This window comes from Hymenobacter sp. YC55 (assembly GCF_029433095.1).
GTDB lineage: Bacteria > Bacteroidota > Bacteroidia > Cytophagales > Hymenobacteraceae > Hymenobacter.
In genome coordinates this window covers 348,777-368,481 of the sequence record NZ_JARNTX010000003.1, presented here as the reverse complement: position 1 = coordinate 368,481, position 19,705 = coordinate 348,777, and the positions used below count along the sequence as shown (strand labels likewise).

13 protein-coding genes are annotated in these 19,705 nt (G+C 59.8%); 10 read left to right on the top strand and 3 right to left on the bottom strand.

Translation table 11 applies throughout. The annotated features are described in order from the left end of the window. The first annotated feature begins 115 nt into the window (after positions 1-115). Positions 116-502 carry a hypothetical protein gene (locus P1X16_RS21925; protein WP_277233798.1) on the top strand — a complete coding sequence of 129 codons (387 nt, stop codon included), beginning with the start codon at positions 116-118 and terminating at the stop codon, positions 500-502. A gap of 123 nt (positions 503-625) precedes the next feature. Here P1X16_RS21925 and P1X16_RS21920 read toward each other — a convergent pair whose 3' ends face one another. Further along, the gene (locus P1X16_RS21920; protein ID WP_277233796.1) at positions 626-1,768 is read right to left on the bottom strand and encodes a TlpA disulfide reductase family protein; all 1,143 of its coding nucleotides are present in this window, start codon (positions 1,766-1,768) and stop codon (positions 626-628) included. Between the two features lie 354 nt (positions 1,769-2,122). On the opposite strand from P1X16_RS21920, the gene P1X16_RS21915 reads away from it, so the two are divergent. Next, entirely contained in the window at positions 2,123-4,462 is a 2,340-nt protein-coding gene (locus P1X16_RS21915; protein ID WP_277233795.1) for a histidine kinase dimerization/phosphoacceptor domain -containing protein, read from the top strand. 260 nt (positions 4,463-4,722) lie between these two features. After that, on the top strand, positions 4,723-5,895 hold the full coding sequence (locus P1X16_RS21910; protein ID WP_277233792.1) for an MFS transporter: 1,173 nt from the start codon (positions 4,723-4,725) through the stop codon (positions 5,893-5,895). A 52-nt stretch (positions 5,896-5,947) separates the two neighbouring features. Here the strand turns inward: P1X16_RS21910 and P1X16_RS21905 are convergent, their stop codons facing one another. Next, complete coding sequence (locus tag P1X16_RS21905; RefSeq protein ID WP_277233790.1) at positions 5,948-7,357, bottom strand: alginate export family protein; 1,410 nt, start codon at positions 7,355-7,357, stop codon at positions 5,948-5,950. A gap of 446 nt (positions 7,358-7,803) precedes the next feature. Here P1X16_RS21905 and P1X16_RS21900 point away from each other — a divergent pair, with 446 nt between their 5' ends. From P1X16_RS21900 to P1X16_RS21880, 5 genes are all read left to right on the top strand, one after another. Beyond that, positions 7,804-8,436, top strand: coding sequence for a 2Fe-2S iron-sulfur cluster-binding protein (locus P1X16_RS21900; RefSeq protein WP_277233788.1), 633 nt, complete (start codon positions 7,804-7,806; stop codon positions 8,434-8,436). Between the two features lie 4 nt (positions 8,437-8,440). After that, positions 8,441-9,427, top strand: a complete 987-nt coding sequence (locus P1X16_RS21895) for a xanthine dehydrogenase family protein subunit M (protein WP_277233786.1) — start codon at positions 8,441-8,443, stop codon at positions 9,425-9,427. Between the two features lie 15 nt (positions 9,428-9,442). Further along, entirely contained in the window at positions 9,443-11,764 is a 2,322-nt protein-coding gene (locus P1X16_RS21890; protein WP_277233784.1) for a xanthine dehydrogenase family protein molybdopterin-binding subunit, read from the top strand. A gap of 130 nt (positions 11,765-11,894) precedes the next feature. Then, positions 11,895-12,962: an NADH:flavin oxidoreductase/NADH oxidase gene (locus tag P1X16_RS21885; RefSeq protein ID WP_277233781.1), complete on the top strand. Its 1,068-nt coding sequence runs from the start codon at positions 11,895-11,897 to the stop codon at positions 12,960-12,962. 216 nt (positions 12,963-13,178) lie between these two features. Then, positions 13,179-15,536: a histidine kinase dimerization/phosphoacceptor domain -containing protein gene (locus P1X16_RS21880; protein WP_277233779.1), complete on the top strand. Its 2,358-nt coding sequence runs from the start codon at positions 13,179-13,181 to the stop codon at positions 15,534-15,536. A 7-nt stretch (positions 15,537-15,543) separates the two neighbouring features. On the opposite strand, the gene P1X16_RS21875 is transcribed toward P1X16_RS21880, so the two are convergent. After that, positions 15,544-18,051 carry a sigma 54-interacting transcriptional regulator gene (locus tag P1X16_RS21875; protein WP_277233777.1) on the bottom strand — a complete coding sequence of 836 codons (2,508 nt, stop codon included), beginning with the start codon at positions 18,049-18,051 and terminating at the stop codon, positions 15,544-15,546. A 329-nt stretch (positions 18,052-18,380) separates the two neighbouring features. Between P1X16_RS21875 and P1X16_RS21870 the strand changes: the two genes are divergently transcribed. Both P1X16_RS21870 and P1X16_RS21865 read left to right on the top strand, forming a co-directional pair. Beyond that, the gene (locus tag P1X16_RS21870; protein WP_277233775.1) at positions 18,381-18,980 is read left to right on the top strand and encodes a Crp/Fnr family transcriptional regulator; all 600 of its coding nucleotides are present in this window, start codon (positions 18,381-18,383) and stop codon (positions 18,978-18,980) included. A gap of 53 nt (positions 18,981-19,033) precedes the next feature. Further along, a complete protein-coding gene (locus P1X16_RS21865) occupies positions 19,034-19,642 on the top strand; it encodes a Crp/Fnr family transcriptional regulator (RefSeq protein WP_277233773.1) in 609 nt (202 codons plus the stop codon). Positions 19,643-19,705: the final 63 nt, after the last annotated feature.

The following is a 19,705-nucleotide window of genomic DNA, read 5'->3' as shown; positions in this document are numbered from 1 at the left end:
CGGCTACTAAGCAACTGAAACAGCCCTGCCCCGTTACTTGAATTTGCCTCTAGGGCCGTTTATTCGGTTCTGGGAGCCACGCAATCCTAGGAAAAGCCCATCTTTTTGCAATTCAATGAGCCGTCCCCTAACCTTAGAAGCGCGGCAGCAACGGGCAGCACAAGGGTCGCCCGTGCCCCCGACAACCCTCGAGCGGCCAGCTTACGCCGTAGATTTTGCCGAGTGGCTGGCCTATCGGTTTACGCAGGTAACGGCCGAGCAGGTGTCCGCCGTCCTGCACACCCATTTTCCCGCGCCTGATCAGCTTGACTGCATCTACCTGCGAATCGTGCTGGCGGAGATAGAAACTGCCCGGCACTGTGAGCGGGAAGTAGGCTGCGGCGTGGCCTTTGTGTACGGGGGCATAGAATACCAAGCAGCGCACATAGCCAATGCCCGCCGGTGGGTTGCCAACGTGGAAGAAAAACTAGGAACCCATGACCAGGGCGAGAGTGAAGTTTAGCCTCGCCTAGTAGAAGATGTGGTCCGGTACGCAAGTACTCCTTGTAAGTAGGGGCCAGCGTTTTTACCGGTTGTTAGCCTTGCACTACCTAGGACAGACAGCTCAGGCGTCGTGCTAGCACTACTACTTGGCCTTATCCAGTAGTTCGGCCAGCTTTTTCGATAACTCCTCGCCCCGTAGGTTGGTGGCCAGAATGCGGCCTTGGGGGTCGAGCAGGAAGTTTTGGGGAATGGCATTTACCCCGTAGGTAAGGGCTACCGGATTAGGCCTAGTGAGCGAGCTTACTTGCGGCCACGGCAGGCCATCACTCGCAATGGCTTTCAGCCAAGCCGCCCGCTGCGAGGCGTTATCGAGCGATACCCCGAGTATGGTAAAGCCCTTGGTTTTGTACGCGGTATACAGCTCGACCAAGTGGGGATTTTCTTGCCGACAGGGCGCGCACCAAGAGGCCCAAAAATCAATTAACACGTAATTGCCACGCAAATCCGAGAGCTTGAGTTGCTGGCCATTGGGGTTTGCCTGGCTGAAATCGGGGGCCACTGCTCCTACCGCTACGCGCTGCAACTGCTCGATGCGCTGCTGCATCACCTTGCCATAAGGTGAGCTGCGGACGCTAGGGGCTAGCGCCCCGAACAGCGCGGCGTAGGAGCTGGCCTGGGGAATCGGCCCGACGTAGCTCTCCAACACATACAAGCTGTAAAGAGTAGTTGGGTGGGCCTGCAAATAGGTGGCGTAGACTTGCTGGCGCTTTTCGTAGATGGCATTAGCCTCCTGGTTCAGCTTGGCCTCGGCCGCAGGGGTGCTGCGTTCGGCCGCGGGCAGGGCTTCGTAGGCCGCGTACAAGGCATCAAGCTGCTGGCGAAAAGACGAGACTTGCGCTGCAAGGCTGGTGCTTTCGTGGTTGAGCGGGGTGCCCTCGACGGCCGCGTACTTCACATGGTCTTTGCCGACCACCGTAATGGTACCCTTTTCTAGGTAGATGGGCAGCCGCTCATCCGACCGCTCGGCCGGCGAACCAGGGGACGGCAAAACAAGCTGAGCCTGCGGCAAGGCCGGTACTGTTCCTTTAAACTGAAAGCGCCCATCGTGCACGGCGGCGGAGTCAACGATTGGTTGCGTACCGTTTTTGTAGTACAGATACGCCATCCGGGCCTTGGTAGCAGGTAAACTACCTTGCACAAGAAAAGTAGCGGGCAACCCCGGTTTCGATTGAGCAATGGTAGCCAGGGGAGCTAATGCAAGCAGGAAAGGCAGTAAGCGGCGCATAGGGCAACAAAAAGCAGTGCAGTGGAATGGTTGAGCTGGCCGAGAGAAGCAAGCCGAGCAGCCCGGAGGATGATCAGTACAAAGGTCAAAGTTCCACTAAGCCCTCTCCCTTGATTTTTATCAAGAATTAATCTGGATGAGCCTGTACCTACGTCTCTCACGACGACGCCCTCGATCTTGATAAAAGTCAAGGCAAGTAGCTGGCACTGAGCGGTACTTTTACCGCATCAGGGTTGCTCCGGCAAACAGGTGGCAGCTGCCACCTGAAAATCCAGCTGAAAGCTGCGTGTGGACGGGTAACTTAGGATACTAGCTTTCAGCAGATTGCCATTCGCATGCCTTTGTCTTCTTCCGGTGAAATATCTACTAGCGCTCCTGTTATTTATTGCCTGTACTGGCCAGGCTGAGCCCTTGTACCCGTTGCTAAGCCAGAAGGCCGTGGACAGTCTGCAACAGTTGCGGCGGCAGAGCAAGCCGGACACGCAACGAGTTAGGCTCTTGTTGCAGCTCGGTGAATACATCATCTCTAGGAACAGAGAGCTACAGATTATGGCGGGTGGGCAAGTGAAGCAAGGAGTAGATAGCGCCTACGCCTACAGCAGCCAAGCAGCCGCGCTGAGCCAGACCCTGCATTTCACTTCTGGCACCATCGCAAGCTTGCAGGCCCTCGGCCGCCTCAACCAGGACCAAGACAAGGAAGCTGCCCGAGCACAGCTTCGCGAATCAATTCGCTTAGCCCGCCAGCATGGATACTGGAAACTCGAAGCTATAGGCTGGTTGTATCTAGGCCGAACCTACCGCCAGAAGGCCGAAGACTTACCCGAAAAAGAGCGCTGTTTTCGGCAAGCCTTGGCGCTGTTTCAGAGGCAAGGGGGTAGGACAAGGGAAGTAGGCTATATGCTCGTGATGTTGGCAGCGGTCCACCTTTTCCAACACCAGTCGGTGCAGGCGCAGGGCGAGATTGCGCAGGCACTTGCTATCTACCGGGCAGTAGGCTACAAAACCCTGCACTACACTTATGAAATGCTCTGTTTTGCAAACCGGCAGAATGGGGACTACCAAGCTGGCCTGAAAAGCGCTATTGCAGCGGTTAAAAACGCGCATTCCACTCAGGATACCAGCCTTATTTTCAACTACTACACCCGGCTGGCAGAAGTGTATGTCGAAGTTAACCAGCCGGAGGAAGCGTTGCTTTATTTCCAGAAAGCGTTGCAAAGTGCCAAGCTGCGCAAGAATCCGTTTTTTACGGTCGCCATTGCTGGCCGCCTTTCGCAGGTGTTGCTCGCGCAGCATAAGCCCCAACAGGCCCTGGATTTGATGCTTACTACCCTGAAAAACGAAGGGTATGGGGAAAACTTAAAGGACGAAGGTCAGTTTCTGTACTACCTGGCCGAATGCTACTCGGCCCTGGGCGACTATGCTCAAGCAGAAAAATATTACCTGCAAATGCTCGCCACGGTAGGCACCCACACGCTGGACCCCGAAAAAACCCTGGCCTACTTCAGCATCGGCAAGTATTATTTGCTTACCAGTAATTACCCTAAGGCTCGCGGTTTTCTGAACAAGGCGCGCGTGGCATCATCGGCCAATGGCTTCGGCGCGAAAACCGCCGACATTGAGCTCCTGCTCTTCAAAGTAGATTCGGCCGAAAGGCGGTTTCCGGCTGCTATTGCGCATTATCAGCAGTACAAAACTCTCAAGGACTCCATCTTCAGCACCACCAAAAGCAAGCAACTAGCGGCCCTGCAGATTGAGTATGACACCGAGCAGAAAGAGCAAAACATCGCGCTTTTGACGAAGCGTAATGCCATGCAGCAAATGACCATCCGCCAGCGCGGATTTCAGCGCAATGTCTTTATAGGTGGGACACTGCTATTGGCGAGTTTGCTGGGCCTGGGCTACAACCGTTACCGCCTTAAACAACGTAGCGCCCGCCTGCTGGAGCAGAAGCAGCTCGCCCTGGAAACCCAACAGGCCGAAATCCACCGCAAAAACCACGCCTTGGAGCAGGTGGTCAGCGAGAAGGACCAGCTGCTGGAAGAACGACAAGGTCTACTAGTGGAAAAGGACTGGATGCTGAAAGAGATTCACCACCGCGTCAAGAACAACCTGCAAGTGGTCAGCAGCCTGCTCTCCACCCAGTCGCGCCACCTGCACGACCCGCAGGCCGTGGCCGCCATCCGCGAGAGCCAGAACCGGGTGCAGGTCATGGCCCTGCTGCACCAGAAGCTCTACCAAGCCGACAACCTCGGCCGGGTGAACCTGGCCGACTATGCCCGCGACATCGTCACCTACCTGGTCGAGTCCTTCGACCGCCAGCGCTCGGTGCTGGTGCAGCTCGAGCTGGCTCCTATCGAGCTGGAGACCACCGTGGCGACGCCCCTAGGCCTGATCATTAACGAGGCCGTGACCAATGCCCTCAAGCACGCCTTTCCTTCTTCCCGCCGCGGCACGCTTACCGTGCGCCTGGTCAGCCTAGCTCCGTCGTTTTACGAGCTTACCATCAGCGATGACGGGGTGGGCCTGCCGCCGGGCTTCAACCTCAAGCGCAGCCGCAGCCTGGGCATGGTCATCATCAAGGGCTTGAGCCGACAGCTTGACGGGCAACTGGCGGTGAGCTCGGCCGACGGGGTATGCCTCAACCTGCAATTTGACACGCGCAAGAAGCCTGTGCCTGCCGAAGCCACAGTTTAAGCCCCGCCTACTCCGCCCGGCTTTCTTTGCGCGCGGCAATCCCGAGCTTTTTCATGCGCCGGTTTGGGCGCCGTCCACGCGCATAGGCATTTTTTCATGGTGCTGACTTCTTGATAAAAGTCAATGAAGGCCTTCCGTCCTGCAGGATAGTTTTGGCTTGCTGGTATAGCTCTGTTTACGGGGCAATTACCAGCTCGAAAAGCCAACTGAGCCGGCGTTTGGGCGGGCTCATTGCCCCAAAATCCTTCTGTCCACGGGTCATGAAAAAAATTGCTTACTGCTGCTGCTTCGGCATTGCTTCCATGACGACTACTTACTTCGGTATCGTCGGCATTTTGCCTCAATTAGCTGAGCACTACCACATCAGCCTGGATAAGGCGGGTTCGCTGGTGAGCATATACGCGTTGACCATTGCGCTGGTGGGGCCTTTTGCGACCCTGTTGGTTAGCAACTTCAATCGGCGGGTGGTGCTGCTCGCCTGCTTCGCGCCGTTTCTGGTGGCGGGCGTGGTGTCGGCGCTGGGGCCGCCGTTTTGGGTGCTCGTACTGATGCGCATCGTGCCGGGGCTGTTTCACCCGGTGTTTTTTGCTACTTCATTGGGCATTGTGGGTGCAGAGAGCGACCCCGCCGAACGGCCCCGCCTGATGGCTATTGTGCTGAGCGGCATAGGGGTAGCCACTGTCGTGACCATTCCGCTTATCACGTATGCCGTGGGCCAGTGGGGTTGGCAGGCGGGCTTTGGGCTGCAAACGATTATCAGTGCCCTGGGGATGGCGGCTACCTACTGGTTTATTCCTTCGCTGCCCGCCACGGCCCACGCGGGCTTCCGCGAGCAGCTAGGCATCTTGGTCAAACCCGTTTTTCTGCTCAGTGCAGCCATGGCGCTGCTGTTGGTGTCGGGCTGGTTTTGCACCTATGGCTATTTTGTTACTTACCTGGTGTCTATCAAGCACGTAGCGGCCGGCAACATTAGCTACCAATTGCTGCTGTTTGGGGCCATGGGGCTGGTAGGTAACTGGCTGGCGGGTAAGTTATTGGGACGCTCTTTACAAGTCACTACTTACTTGCTACTCGCCGGGCCGATACTGGTGGCCGCCGGGCTTCTGGCGACGGGTAGCCAGTTGGCGCTCACGACGGGCATGGTAGCCGTATGGGGGCTGTTGTACGCGCCGTGTTTTCTGTTGAGTTCCGCCGTCATTACCGCCGCTGCGCCAGAAGCTGTGGCATTTGCGAATAGCATTGCCGCGTCGTTTTCCAACCTCGGGGTAGCGGTCGGCACTACCGTGGGTGGGTGGCTGATTGCGCACTATGGCATCCGTAGCCTGCCCTGGGGCAACGTCGGGTTTGCGCTGCTGGCCCTTGCGGTGGCCCTGCTGCTGGGGTGGCTGCAAAAACCTAAGCCGGCGGCGCTAACGCCGGTTTCATCGACCTAAGGGCTAGGTGGGATGATAGGTTGAGGAAGCTTGATTACCAGCCCCTACCCCCTCAAATACGGACCGTGAGCCGCAGCCCCCCGTAATAAATATCGGTTGTCAGGTCCGGTTGGCTCAGTAGGTACGTTCCCCGTCGGAAGTACACGCCCGTAGCTTGCAGGTTGAGGGCGGCCGTGGGGCTGTAGGAAAAGACAGCATCCCCCATATCGCCGATGAAGCGGCCCGAATCGACGGATGGCAGCAGCAGCACGCCGGCCGGCCCGTACACGCCATCGGCCAGACTGGTGCGCCAGAAGCGGTAATAGCTCGTAAGCAGCCGCACCTTTGGGGTCAAGTTAACATCGGCCCGGGGATGCACGACGAGCACGTTGGAAGAGCCTATATTGTCGATAAACCCGTAGTAGATAGCCCTCGGGTAGAGCGGGTTGAATGTATTTAGCTCGCCGTCGGCCGGGTTGTGGTCGCCGCTGGCGATGGCGCCTTGCAGCGTGAGTACCGGCTTAAGCTTTGGGCTGGGCACTTCGTAGGCCACCAGCTGCGCCACCTTCCACGCCCGGATGGTAGTACCGGCAAATTGGCCTAGCTGGCCTTCGAAAACGGTGATGCCATTCCACGGCCCCCGCTTGTAATACACGGACGCGCCCGCCGTATGCCGCTTTTCGGCCCCGGCCCCTTGGTTGAAAAGGGTCTGGTCGCGGTTGACGAAAAGGTAGAACACATCGAAGCGCGAAACCAGGCGCTGCTGGTAGGCATGGCTCAGCCAGCCGCCTAGCAGCCACTGGGTTCGGTCGCGCTCATCGTCGAGCAGGCCTGGGTTGTTGCGCACCAGCCACATGGCCAAGCCATCCACCCGCGTATTGCCGAGGTAGGCTACGGCCTTAGCGCCCAGGTAGGAACGCCGCACGTTGGCATCGCGCAGGTCAAGCAGCGTGCCTTGCCCGTATTGGAGCACCTGCTTGCCCAGCCGCAGCACCAAGTGCGCCCGCGGCCCCGCGGGCCACGACAGCTCGGTAAAGAGTTGGTTGAAGCTCAGCTTGTTTTCATCCTGCACGGGGCGGGGCCCACCGTTGCGCCCCGAAATCGTACTGCTGTTCAGCTCGGCATAGACCCGCAGGTGGCGGCTCCAGCGCAGGTCGGCGTACCCGATGGCGCGGTGCAGCAGGTAGCCGTTTTTATCTTCCGGCCCGAGACCCCAATAGTAGCGCTGGTAGTTGTCGTAGGTTTCGCGCAGGTGCAGGCCGTAGCCCATAAAGCCCCGGCCACCCCGAATGGGCAGGTGCTTAAGGCGCCGAGCAAACTGCTGGGGCAGCGAGTCGGGCACTGCCGGCCAGTATTCTTCCGCGGAGTTGGCGAGGTAGCCCGTCAGAATCGAATCGTGGCCTAGGGCTTGGGCGCTGGCTTTTTGGGCAACTACAAACTGACTGCCAACGAGCAAGCTAACTAACGCAAGGGTTTTAGGCATATGAATTCTTGCGGTAGTCGTCATAAGGTGGGGAAGGTGAAAGACCGGCCGTTCAGAGGGAAAGCCGTTGTTTTTCCGAAAAGCTGATGCTCGCCGTTGAGCCTTTTGCCTCGCTGCCACACTTGCAGGAAGCCAGAGAAGGAGTTTCGCCGAACTGCCACTGGCAGCGGATGTAGGCGGTTAACACAAGGGCAAAGGTGCCCGCAGCTAACTAGCTTGTCCATTGACTTTTATCAAGAAAACTCTGCGGCTTAATTCTGCTTCCAGCGCTGTGCCAAGTAGTTTTCTTGACAAAAGTCAATGACCCTGGGCTCGGGCGAACCGGACCTTTATCAACAGCAGCCAGCACCATCCTTGGTAGCCGAATTAGTCCCGGCTGGACAAGTAACTCACGCGGCTTGCTGTGCAGCTACCGCCTTTGTCATCCCCTCTTCACCCTTTACCTGATGGACAACAACTTCTTCGATAAGCCTTCCAGCAACCAGCCCAGTGATGGCTCGCGCCGCAGCTTCATGAAGCAGGCCGGCGGCATCGTGGGCCTGGCCATGGCGCCCCCCTTCGTTGCCCAGGCCGAGCGCCTGACGGCTTTCTCTAAAACGGTGGCCGGCGTGTCGCCTATGCAGTTGAAGGTGAACGGCACCGTGCGCACCATTCAGGCCGAGCCCCGCGTGACGCTGCTCGACGCCCTGCGCGAACACCTGCACCTAACCGGCACCAAAAAGGGCTGCGACCACGGCCAGTGCGGCGCCTGCACGGTGCACGTAAACGGCCGCCGCATCGTGAGCTGCCTCACGCTGGCCATCATGAACCAAGGCAAGGAAATCACGACCATTGAGGGCCTGGCCAGGGGTAGCGAATTGCACCCGTTGCAGGAAGCCTTTATCAAGCACGACGCTTTCCAGTGCGGCTACTGTACCTCGGGCCAGATTATGAGCGGCGTGGCGTGCGTGCAAGAGGGCCACGCCACCACCGACAACCAGTGCCGGGAGTGGATGAGCGGCAACATCTGCCGCTGCGGCGCCTACCCCAACATTCTGGCTGCCGTGCGCGAGGTGGCCGGCCAACAAGCTAAAGGCTAAGACCATGAATAACTTCACGTACACGCCGACCAACTCGGCCAAGGAAGCCATCCGCCTGCGCCGCGAAACGCCAGCGGCCACCTACGTGGCCGGCGCCACCACGCTGCTGGACATGATGAAAGTCAACCTGGTGGAATATCCGCAGCTGATTGACATCAACGCGCTGCCGCTCACGGGCATCGAACAAACAACTGACGGCTTGCGCATTGGCGCGCTAGAGCGCATGAGCGACGTGGGCGAGCATCGCTTGGTGGTGGCGCAGTACCCGGCCGTGTCGGAGTCGCTGCTGCTGGCGGCATCGGCCCAGCTGCGCAACATGGCTAGTATTGGCGGCAACCTGCTGCAACGCACGCGCTGCGGCTACTTCCGCGACGCGGCGTTTCCGTGCAACAAGCGCGTGCCCGGCTCGGGCTGCCCGGCCCAGCATGGCGACAACCATGGCTTGGCCATCCTGGGCACCTCCGAGGCCTGCATCGCCCAAACCTACCCGGGCGATTTGTCGGTGGCCCTGCTGGCTTTCGATGCCGTGCTCACCTTGGAAAATGCCAAGGGCAAGCAGCGGCGCGTGCCCATCACCTCGTTTTACGTGCTGCCCGGCCAAACGCCTCACCAAGAGAACATTCTGGAGCCCGGCGAATTGATTGTGGCCGTCACCATTCCGGCCGCTGAGCACGCTCGGCGCTCGACTTACCTCAAGGTGCGCGAGCGAACCAGCTACGCCTACGCGCTGGCTTCGGCGGCCGTGGGGCTTGACGTGCAAGCTGGCACCATCCGTTCGGCCCGGGTGGCCCTCGGGGGGGTAGGCACCATTCCGTGGCGCTCGCCCGAGGCCGAGAAAATCCTGACCGGGGCGCCGGCCACCGACGAAACGTTTCGGGCCGCCGCAACTGCGGCTCTGCGCGGGGCCCAGCCCCGCGAGCACAACGGCTACAAAGTCCAGCTCGCCCAAAATACGCTGGTGCGGGCCCTGCAAAAAGTCGCCACCACTTAATCTCCGGCCTTCTTTATGACTGATTTTTCTGCTTTCGAACCGTCCAAAGGCGGCGTAGTCGGCCAGCCCGTCAACCGCGTCGATGGCCACGCCAAAGTCACGGGCCAAGCGCAGTACGCGGCCGAATACGCCCTGCCAAATCTGACTTATGCTGCACTGAAAACCAGCTCGATAGCCAAAGGCCGCATTAAAAGCATCGATCCGGCCGCGGCCTTGCGCGAGCCCGGCGTGCTGGCCGTGTTCACCCACGAAAACCTGCCCAAAATGGCGCAGACGCCCAACACGCTGGCCGGCAAATACGCCATTTACGGCATGCACATGGCCTTTATGCCGCTGACCGGCAACGAGATATTCTACTCGGCGCAGCCCGTGGCGGTGGTGGTGGCCGACACTTTTGAGCGGGCCACCCAGGCCGCCGCCCTGGTGCAAGTCACTTACGAACAGGCGCGGCCCGTGGCGTCGTATCAAAGCGCTAACGCCGAAGTGTTTGACCCCAACGGCCAGGGTTACGTCTTCGACTTGAAGAAAGTAGTGCGGGGTAATCCGCAGGCGTCGCTGGCCGCTTCGGCGGTGCAGGTGAAGGCCACCTACGTGCACCCCATCAACCACCACAACCCCATGGAGCCGGGCGCGACCATCGCGCACTGGGAAGCGCCCGACCGCGTAACGGTCTACGACTCGACGCAGGCCGTGGCCATGTCGCAGTCGTCGCTGGCGACCATTTTGGGCTTGCCGCAGGAGCAGGTGCGCGTCGTTACCAAGTTTATTGGGGGTGGCTTTGGGTGCAAGTTCAACCTCTGGCCCCACACGGTGCTGGCCACGCTGGCCGCCAAAGCCGTGGGCCGGCCCGTGAAGCTGGTACTGACCCGCCAGCAGATGTTTACCAGCCTCGGCCACCGCGAGGACCAGGAGCAAACCATTACCCTAGGGGCCACCAAGGAAGGCAAGCTGACCACGCTCATTCACGAGAAAACGTCCACCACGTCGCCCTGGGACATTTTTGCCGAGCCTAACGGGGCCATCCTCAACTGGCTGTATGCCTGCCCCAATTACCAGTCGTCGCACCGGGTGGCGCGGGCCAACGTCATGACTTCCACCTATATGCGGGCGCCGGGCGAGTCGCCGGGCTCGGTGGCCATAGAGTGCGGCCTCGACGAGCTGGCGGCCAAGCTCAACCTTGACCCGCTCGAAATCCGGCTGCGCAACTATGCCAACCTCGACCCCGGCACCGGCCAGCCCTGGTCGAGCAAGGGCTTGAAGGAATGCTACGCCCGCGGAGCCGAGCTCTTCGGCTGGGGCAAGCGCAACCTGCAGCCCGGCGTCACCCGCGACGGGCGCCTGCTGGTGGGTTGGGGCATGGCTACGGCCTCCTACCCGGTGCGCCCGGCCCAGGGCCGGGCCCGGGTGCGTCTCTACGCCGACGGCCATGCCCTGGTGCAAACCAGCGCCACCGACCTAGGCACCGGCACCTACACCGTCATCACGCAAGTGGCCGCCGACGCCCTGGGCCTGCCCATGGCCAACGTGCGCTTTGAATTGGGCGACAGTACCTTGCCCACCGCGCCGGCCTCGGGCTCGTCGGTGGCGGCGGCCACGGTGTCATCGTCGGTGTACCTAGCCATTCAGGATGTGTGGCAGCGGCTGACGGCCCTGGCGGTGCGCGACAGCCAGTCGCCGCTCTTCAAGGCGCTGCCCGCCGACGTGGTGCGTGAGCAAGACCAGCTGGTGCTGCGCACGAACCCGAGCAAGCGCGAGAAGTTCTCGGCCTTGCTGCAGCGCCAGGGGCTGGCTGATATCGAGGGGGTAGGCAACAGCAAATCAGGCGAGGGTTACGAGGCCGACCAGATTGCCTTCGACAACAAGCCCGGCACCAAGCAAACCAAGCGTTCCATGTACTCTTTCGGGGTGCATTTCTGCGAGGTGAAAGTAGACCCCGACCTCGGCACGGTGCACGTCACGCGCTGGGTGAGCGTGATGGACGGGGGCCGCATTCTGAACACCAAAACGGCGCGCAGCCAGATTATCGGCGGCAGCATCATGGGCATCGGGGCCGCCCTGATGGAGGGCACCAACCGCGACGAGCAGTACGCACGCTACACCAACGCCGACCTGGCCGGCTATCACGTGCCCATCAACGCCGACATCCCCGACATGCAGGTGGAGTTTATCGATGGCCACGACCCCTACGTCAACGCCATGGGCGTCAAGGGCATCGGCGAGGTAGCGATGGTGGGCACCGTGGCCGCCGTGGCCAATGCCGTGTACCACGCCACCGGCAAACGCGTGCGCAGCTTCCCCATCGTGCCGAGCAAAGTGCTGGGCAGTGATGCCGTGTAAGCGGCAGTTAGCCGGGCAGGTTACTAGGTATGCTAAAAGGGCCTGGCGAGCAGCTTGCCAGGCCCTTTTTCATGGCATTTGCTTTGAAGCACTGCTATGTATTTCAACAATTTTCATTGCTTAATCCTACATGGAGCTTAACCTTTTCTCTCCGCTCACCATCCGGGGCCTGACTCTTAAAAACCGGCTGGTGGTGTCGCCCATGCAGCAGTACATGACCCCCGACGGCCTGGTGGGCAACTGGCATCTGGTGCACCTAGGCAGCCGGGCCGTCGGGGGTGCGGGGCTCATCATTACGGAATGCTCGGCCGTGTCGCCAGAGGGGCGCAATACGCTGTTCGATACGGGCTTGTGGAACGACGCGCAGGTGGCGGCTTGGCGGCCCGTGGTGCAGTTTGTGCAGGAGCAAGGGACCAGGATTGCCGTTCAGCTGTGGCACTCGGGCAGCAAAAGCAGCCACCGCCATCCGCAGGAGGGCTTCACCCTCCTACCCCCCGCCGAAGGAGGCTGGATACCCAAAGGCCCCTCGGCCGGGGCCCTGGACGACGGCGCCGTGGCCGAAGCCATGACGCTAACCGACATCGAGCAGGTAAAAGCGGACTTCGTGGCGGCGGGCCAGCGGGCCGTGCAGGCCGGCTTCGATGCCATCGAGCTGCACGCCGCGCACGGCTATCTGTTCCACCAATTCTACTCGGCGCTCATCAACCGGCGCACCGATGCCTACGGCGGCAGCTTCGAGAATCGTATTCGCCTGCTGGTGGAAACCGTGCAGGCCCTGCGCCAGGTGCTGCCCGAAACCATGCCGCTGCTGGTGCGCTTGTCGGTGGTCGACTACTCCGACGACCCGCGCGCCTGGCAGCTAGCCGATGGTGTGCAACTGTCGGCCATACTCAAAGCGCACGGCGTGGATGTTGTCACAGCTTCCGGTGGCGGGTTTGTGCAAGTGCCGCCCTCCACGGTGTTCCCCTCCTACCAAGTGCCGATGGCCCAACGGGTGAAAGCTGAAACCGGCGTCATCACGGGTGCCGTGGGCGTGATAACGGAGCCCGACCAAGCCAACTACATCATTGCCGAAGGCCAAGCCGACTTGGTATTGATGGCGCGTGAGATGCTGCGTGACCCGTACTTTCCCTTGCGGGCTTCGCGCACCCTGCGCTTGGCCACGGAAATTCCAGCGCCTTATAAGCGCGCGTTTTAACGCGCGCTGCGGTCAGTTGCTACCCCCTTGCTTCGGCCTTTAACTCACGTGACACCTCCTCAAAAGCTGCAACCTACACTATAATACGTCGCTGAAATCAGCTTTCAATCAGAAGTAAAGCCCCCCTGACGGGCTAGTCAATCTAGGGGAAGCGGTTGGCTTCTCACAGTGGCCTAAGGTGAAGTTGCCACCGAAAAGCCGGTAATTTGAGGTATTATGGCTACCACATTACTGGCTTTTCGGTACCCACTGAAGGGGTACTTCGGGAAATACCTGCTGGCGCTCTTGCTGTTGCTTGCCTATACCAGCCAGGCGGAGCCCTATTATCCCATTCTGAGCAAGACTGAAGCCGACAGCCTGCGCAGCCGACTAAAACGCAGCGCGCCCGATACCAACCGGGTGAAGCTGCTGGTTCAGTTAAGCCATGACTTGACGTCCCTGACCTATTATTTTGATAAGTCGGACTCGATAGTGGCGTACATTCATCAGGCGCAGGCCCTGAGCAACTCTTTACACTACGTTGCTGGTCAGATAGATGCCGACTACGCGCTAGGGTACTTACTGCGTAAAGACCCGGGCGGCCGGGAGGCGGTGTTGCAGGCCCTGGCACGCAGCCAGCAGCGGCACGACCGGCGTCGGGAAGCCATTGGCTGGTACCTGCTAAGCGAAACCTACGAAAAATCGATGACGCTCCACCCGCAGCGGATTCGGTATTTAAAGCAGGCCATCCGGCTGTTTGGGGAAGTGCACGACCCGGTGCAGCAGGCCCGGGTGCTCCGCGAACTAGCGGATGCGTACTTGATGCAGGGCAAGCCGGCGCGGGCAAAGGAGGAATTGCTGCGCAGCCTTGCCTTGTATCGGGCGGCCGGTTACCGCAAGCAGCATTCCACCCTCGACCTGCTCGCCGCCACCAATGATGCGTTGGGCAATTATAAAGACGCCCTCCAGTACGCTATGGCGGCCGTGGCGAGTGCCAAGCGCAGCCAAGACACCCTGATGCTGTGCACTTACTACATGCGGGTGGGCGCCGTGTATCACCAGTTCGACCAGCGGGAAAAGATAATTCAGTATTACCGACTGGCCATGCGCAGCGCGGAAGCCAACCACTATACGGACACGGCCCTGAGTTTGGCGTCTACTATTGCCCGCGTCTTGCTGGCTGAAAACCGACCGCAGGAAGCCCTGGCGCTCATCTTGGAAAAAAGCAAGGCCTACCCACCCCAGGATGATTACTCCCGCTTAGCGGTAGCCCAAGGACTTATTAGCTGCTACCTGCGCACCAAGCAATATGCCCTGGCTACGGCCTATTGCCAGCAGGTAGAATCCTTGCTCAGAAGCAAGAATGTCGTTGATAATACCCGCGTGCTGCATGGCGCTTATCTGACCATTGGTGCTTGCTGCCTGGCCACCAAGCAATACTCCAAAGCGCGAACCTACCTCCTAAAATCCTTGGCGGCAGGCCAGGTGGTCCTCACCCGCAGCAGCATGGCTCATGCGTGCTTGCTGCTGTCCAGAGTTGATTCGGCGCAAGGCAAGCTACCCTCCGCCCTTGCCTACTACCAGCGCTATAAAGCTATCAACGACAGCATTTTCAACGAAAAGAACAGCAAGCAGCTGGCCGCCTTGCAAGTTCAATACGACACCGAAAAGCGCGAGCAAAGCATTGCCTTGCTCACCAAGCAAACTCAGCTGCAGCAACTGACCATCCGGCAGCGCGAGTTGCAGCGCAATGCTGTGCTTGGGGGTGCAGGCCTGCTGGTTTTGGTGCTAGGCCTGGGCTACAACCGTTACCGCCTCAAGCAGCGTAGCGCCCGCCTGCTAGAGCAGAAGCAGCTCGCCCTGGAAACTCAGCAAGCGGAAATCCACCGCAAGAACCACGCACTAGAGCAAGTGGTCAGCGAGAAAGACCAGCTGCTGGAAGAACGACAAGGTCTACTAGTGGAAAAGGACTGGATGCTGAAAGAGATTCACCACCGCGTCAAGAACAACCTGCAAGTGGTCAGCAGCCTGCTCTCCACCCAGTCGCGCCACCTGCACGACCCGCAGGCCGTGGCCGCCATCCGCGAGAGCCAGAACCGGGTGCAGGTCATGGCCCTGCTGCACCAGAAGCTCTACCAAGCCGACAACCTCGGCCGGGTGAACCTGGCCGACTATGCCCGCGACATCGTCACCTACCTGGTCGAGTCCTTCGACCGCCAGCGCTCGGTGCTGGTGCAGCTCGAGCTGGCTCCTATCGAGCTGGAGACCACCGTGGCGACGCCCCTAGGCCTGATCATTAACGAGGCCGTGACCAATGCCCTCAAGCACGCCTTTCCTTCTTCCCGCCGCGGCACGCTTACCGTGCGCCTGCGCAGCCTAGCTCCGTCGTTTTACGAGCTTACCATCAGCGATGACGGGGTGGGCCTGCCGCCGGGCTTCGACCTCAAGCGCAGCCGCAGCCTAGGCATGGTCATCATCAAGGGCTTGAGCCGACAGCTTGACGGGCAACTGGCGGTGAGCTCGGCCGACGGGGTATGCCTCAACCTGCAATTTGACACGCGCAAGAAGCCCGTACCTGCCGAAGCCATAGTTTAAGCCCCACCTACTCCGCCCGGCTTTCTTTGCGCGAGGCAATCCCGAGCTTTTTCATGCGCGCTTCCAGCGTGGTGGCTTTCACGCCCAGTAATACCGCGGCCCCGCGTGGCCCCCGGATTCGGTAGTTGGTTTGAGTGAGGGCGGCCAGGATAGTGTCGCGCATGGTATCCTGCATGGGCTTCACCTCATTGCGGGGCGGGGCGCTGGACACGAGCGGCGCGGCGAGCTGTAAGGTCGGCGGGGCGGAGAGGATGGCGGCGCGCTCCAACACGTTTTCCAGCTCCCGGATATTGCCCGGCCAGGCGTAGTGCTGGATTTGCTGCAGGGAGGCGTTGGCAATACTGGTGAAGGGCTTGCCGAGCTTCTGACTGAGTTTACGCAGGAAATAGGTAGCCAACGGCAGCAGGTCCTCGGGCCGGGTGCGGAGCGGCGGCAGCTCCAGCGGAAACACATTGAGCCGGTAATATAGGTCGGCGCGGAAGCGGCCGGCGGCTACTTCTTCGGCCAGCTCCCGGTTGGTCGCGGCAATAATGCGCACATCCACCTTGAGCGGACCTTTACCGCCTAGGCGCTCAATTTCTTTTTCCTGGAGTACGCGCAGCAGCTTGGCTTGCAACTCCAAGGGCAGCTCGCCGATTTCGTCTAGAAAAAGGGTGCTGCCGTGCGCCAACTCAAACTTGCCCACGCGCCGCTCAGTAGCGCCCGTGTAGCTGCCTTTTTCGTGCCCGAACAGCTCCGATTCGATGAGTTGGGCGGGCAAGGCGGCGCAGTTTACTTTCACCATGGTGCGGGCGCTGCGGGGCGAGCGGTTGTGCACGGCGCGGGCAATCAGCTCTTTGCCGGTGCCGGTTTCGCCTAGTAGCAGCACGGTAGCATCGGTGGGCGCCACCTGGCCCACTCCCCGCAGCACTTCCAGTAGCGCGGGGCTCGTGCCAATGATTTCCTCGAAGTTGTGGCTGGTTTTCAGTTCTTCGCTGAGGTAGGTTTTTTCTTGCTCTAGCTGCTCACTAAGCTGGCGGATACGCTCGTAGGCCAGCAGGTTGTCCAGGGCCACGGCGAGCTGTTCGGTTAGTTCTTGTAGCAGTTGTAAATCCTTGGCCGTGTAGGCGTACGCCGCCTTGCTGGCTACGATGAGCACTACCACGGGCTCGCCTTTCAGCATGATGGGCACGGACATAGAGGACTTCAGCTGAAGCAAGTTGCCGTAATAGCGGGTCACGGGGTTGAGCTCCCTCGCTTGCGCGGCCTTTTCTCCTACGTGGAGCAAGGGCTGTTGCAGCCAGGCGTCCATGCCGTCGAGGAGGCGCGCGGCCTCTTCGGTGGTGTTGGGCAGGGGCATGGCTTCCAAGGGCAACAACTGAAAGTGGCCGCCCTGGTTGCCAACGGTGGCATCCATAGCGCCAGGGTGGCGCAAGACGCGTCCTACCCGGTAGAAGCTAAGCAGGTCGAGGGGGAGCAACTCGCTGATGGCGGCCGCTACCTGAGGCGCTATGTCCACAATATTGCGGCCGTTGCGGAATGCACTGGCAATGGCTAGCTCGGTAGCTTTAATCTGCCGTCGGTTTTCCAGTTCCTCGTAAGCTAGGAGGTTATCCAGGGCGAGGGCAATCTGCGGGATGATGAAGCTAACCGCGGCGTATTCGTCGGGCGTAAAGCCGGCCGCCGCCGTGGTGCCTAGCTGCAAACTAGTGAAGGTGCGCTGCTGCAACACCACCGGAAAAAACGCCATAGATTGAATCCCGAAGGCCTCGCCAATCGCCTGAGCCATACTAAATTCCTGACTCAAGGTCTCGAAAGCTTCCCCGCTGAAAACACCCTGCCGGTTGCCCGGATCGGCGGCCATGGGGTGCTCCTGCAAACTCAGCCGTTCCGAGGGAGTGCCGGGACCAAAAAGCTCCGGCAGGCGCACTCGCTTGAACGTGCCAGTGGGGGTGCGGCGCAAAAGCAGCCAATAAAAAATCTGCTCTTCGGGCTGACTAAGACACAGATTGAGCACGTCGATGCGCACAAACTGGTTGACCTGCGTGGCAATGGCCTGGCAGAGCTGCTCCCGGTCGTGCAGCGTGACAATGGCTTCGTTGACGGCTATTTGCGTTTGCTGCTGCTGGCGCAGCTTGGCTTCTTGGCTGTGGGCCTGGCGGTAGCGGGCTATTTCGAGAGCCGCCAGCACGTCCCGCTCGCGAAAAGGTTTGTTGAGAAAGCCAAACGGCTCGGTCACTTTCGCCGCGGCCAACACGTCATCAGTTAAGTTGGCCGACAAAAACACGAAGGGAATGTGCTGCTGGTTGAGCCAGTGCGCTAGGTCGATGCCCGTCTCCTCCCCCTTCAGAAAGATGTCCAGCAGTACCACCGAGGGGCGACTTTCCGCCACCAGGGCCCGCGCCTGAGTGGCCGATTCGGCCAGCCCTAGCACCTGGTAGCCTGCGCTTTCCAGGATGTCGCCTAGATCATTGGCAATCAAGAACTCGTCTTCCACAATGAGAACGAGGGCGGCGGGTTCAGCAAGGACGAGCATGGGTTTCAAATGAGGGGGGCAACTAACTACCTAAGCGCCCGTCGGAGCTGAAAATACGTGGAACTTACGCTACAGAGTAGCAGAAGCCACAACGGGAAGGTACGCCGCAAAGCTGCTCCCCGCAGGACGTTTATCCAAAAAAATCTCCAATATATTGGATAATCCAAAACGATGGAGATTTTCTCAACTCCCCAAATTTTCTATTTTATCATCCTTAACCCGTTGCTGTAAAGCTACTTAGCGATACGCACCTCACCAAGCCAAGGCGTTGGCACCTATTTGGCAACTAACGGAGCAGCTATGACCTTTTCCGCTCTTTTGCCCCCACTATGCAGGCTTTACGCAACTACATCGACCAGCAAACCCGCTCGACTATTTCCGACGCCGATTTTACTTTAATTACCGCGGAATTGTTGCCCTATAAACTTCAAAAAAAACAGTACCTGTTGCAGGCGGGAGAAGTGTGTCGGTACCAGGCCTTCGTGGTGCAGGGCGCGCTGCGCCTCTACACCCTGGATGCCCGAGGCAACAAGCAAATCCACGTGTTGGGAGTTGAAAACATGTGGATCGGCGACCGGGAAAGCTGGTCGCAGCTTACGCCTTCGCGCTACTACATCGATGCCGTAGAAGATTCGCAATTGCTGCTTGTTAGTTGCCCGCAGGCGCAGGAACTCGTGCGCCGGGTGCCGCTAGTGGCCGAGCTGGTACGCATTCAATACGAGCGCAACGCCATAGCCGCCCAAAAGCGCCTGCACGACGCCATTGCCTGCTCGGCCGAGGAACGCTACGCCGCATTCATAGCCCAGCACCCCACCTATGTCCAGCGGTTTTCGCAACTCATGATTGCCTCTTACCTCGGTATTTCACCTGAAACCCTGAGCCGCATTCGCACCAAGCTGCCGTCCGTCCCTGTGCCGGCCGACTCTTGAGGCTAGCTCGGAGCCCCAAATCGTCTACGTCCTTACTCGCTTACCGCTACGCTATGCAAGCATTTCGCACGTACATCGACGCCGGTATTTCCACCCCCGTTTCCGACGCGGATTTCATTCGTATCTGCGCCGCGTTTACGCCGAAGAAGCTAAAGAAAAGAGCCTTTCTGCTGCGGGCGGGCGAAGTGTGTAAGCACTTTGCCTTTGTGCTAACGGGGGCGTTGCGCCTCTACAGCGTCGACGACAAAGGGGGTGAGCACGTGCTAACCTTAGGCGTGGAAAACTGGTGGGTGGGCGACCGGGAGAGCTGCGTGTTGCTTGTCCCCTCCCGTTACTACATTGATGCGTTGGAAGATGCCAGCTTGCTGCTGATAACGCACGCGCAAATGCAAGAGCTACTCCGCACCGTGCCCGCCATGGCCGAGCTGATGCAAGGCTTGGACCGGCGCCACGCAACGGCCACCCAGCGGCGCTTGGAAGCGGCCATCTCCTGCACCGCCGAGGAGCGCTACCTAGCCTTTCTCGCGCAGTACCCCGGCTTCGTGCAGCGCTTTCCGCAGCACTTGATTGCCTCTTACCTCGGCATTTTGCCTGAAACGCTGAGCCGCATCCGCACCCGGCTGCTGCAAGCCAAGCCTCAGCTGATCGAATTGCTTTCTTGATAAAAGTCAACGGAACACCCCGGCCTGGCTGGTCACCTTTGCAGCAGCAGCATCCTAGCACAA

Excerpts from the sequence above, each read along its gene's own strand:
- P1X16_RS21925 (WP_277233798.1), top strand. The coding sequence starts at position 116 with ATGAGCCGTCCCCTAACCTTAGAAGCGCGGCAGCAACGGGCAGCACAA.
- P1X16_RS21920 (WP_277233796.1), bottom strand. The coding sequence starts at position 1,768 with ATGCGCCGCTTACTGCCTTTCCTGCTTGCATTAGCTCCCCTGGCTACC.
- P1X16_RS21910 (WP_277233792.1), top strand. The coding sequence starts at position 4,723 with ATGAAAAAAATTGCTTACTGCTGCTGCTTCGGCATTGCTTCCATGACG.
- P1X16_RS21905 (WP_277233790.1), bottom strand. The coding sequence starts at position 7,357 with ATGCCTAAAACCCTTGCGTTAGTTAGCTTGCTCGTTGGCAGTCAGTTT.
- P1X16_RS21900 (WP_277233788.1), top strand. The coding sequence starts at position 7,804 with ATGGACAACAACTTCTTCGATAAGCCTTCCAGCAACCAGCCCAGTGAT.
- P1X16_RS21895 (WP_277233786.1), top strand. The coding sequence starts at position 8,441 with ATGAATAACTTCACGTACACGCCGACCAACTCGGCCAAGGAAGCCATC.
- P1X16_RS21890 (WP_277233784.1), top strand. The coding sequence starts at position 9,443 with ATGACTGATTTTTCTGCTTTCGAACCGTCCAAAGGCGGCGTAGTCGGC.
- P1X16_RS21885 (WP_277233781.1), top strand. The coding sequence starts at position 11,895 with ATGGAGCTTAACCTTTTCTCTCCGCTCACCATCCGGGGCCTGACTCTT.
- P1X16_RS21880 (WP_277233779.1), top strand. The coding sequence starts at position 13,179 with ATGGCTACCACATTACTGGCTTTTCGGTACCCACTGAAGGGGTACTTC.
- P1X16_RS21875 (WP_277233777.1), bottom strand. The coding sequence starts at position 18,051 with ATGCTCGTCCTTGCTGAACCCGCCGCCCTCGTTCTCATTGTGGAAGAC.
- P1X16_RS21870 (WP_277233775.1), top strand. The coding sequence starts at position 18,381 with ATGCAGGCTTTACGCAACTACATCGACCAGCAAACCCGCTCGACTATT.
- P1X16_RS21865 (WP_277233773.1), top strand. The coding sequence starts at position 19,034 with ATGCAAGCATTTCGCACGTACATCGACGCCGGTATTTCCACCCCCGTT.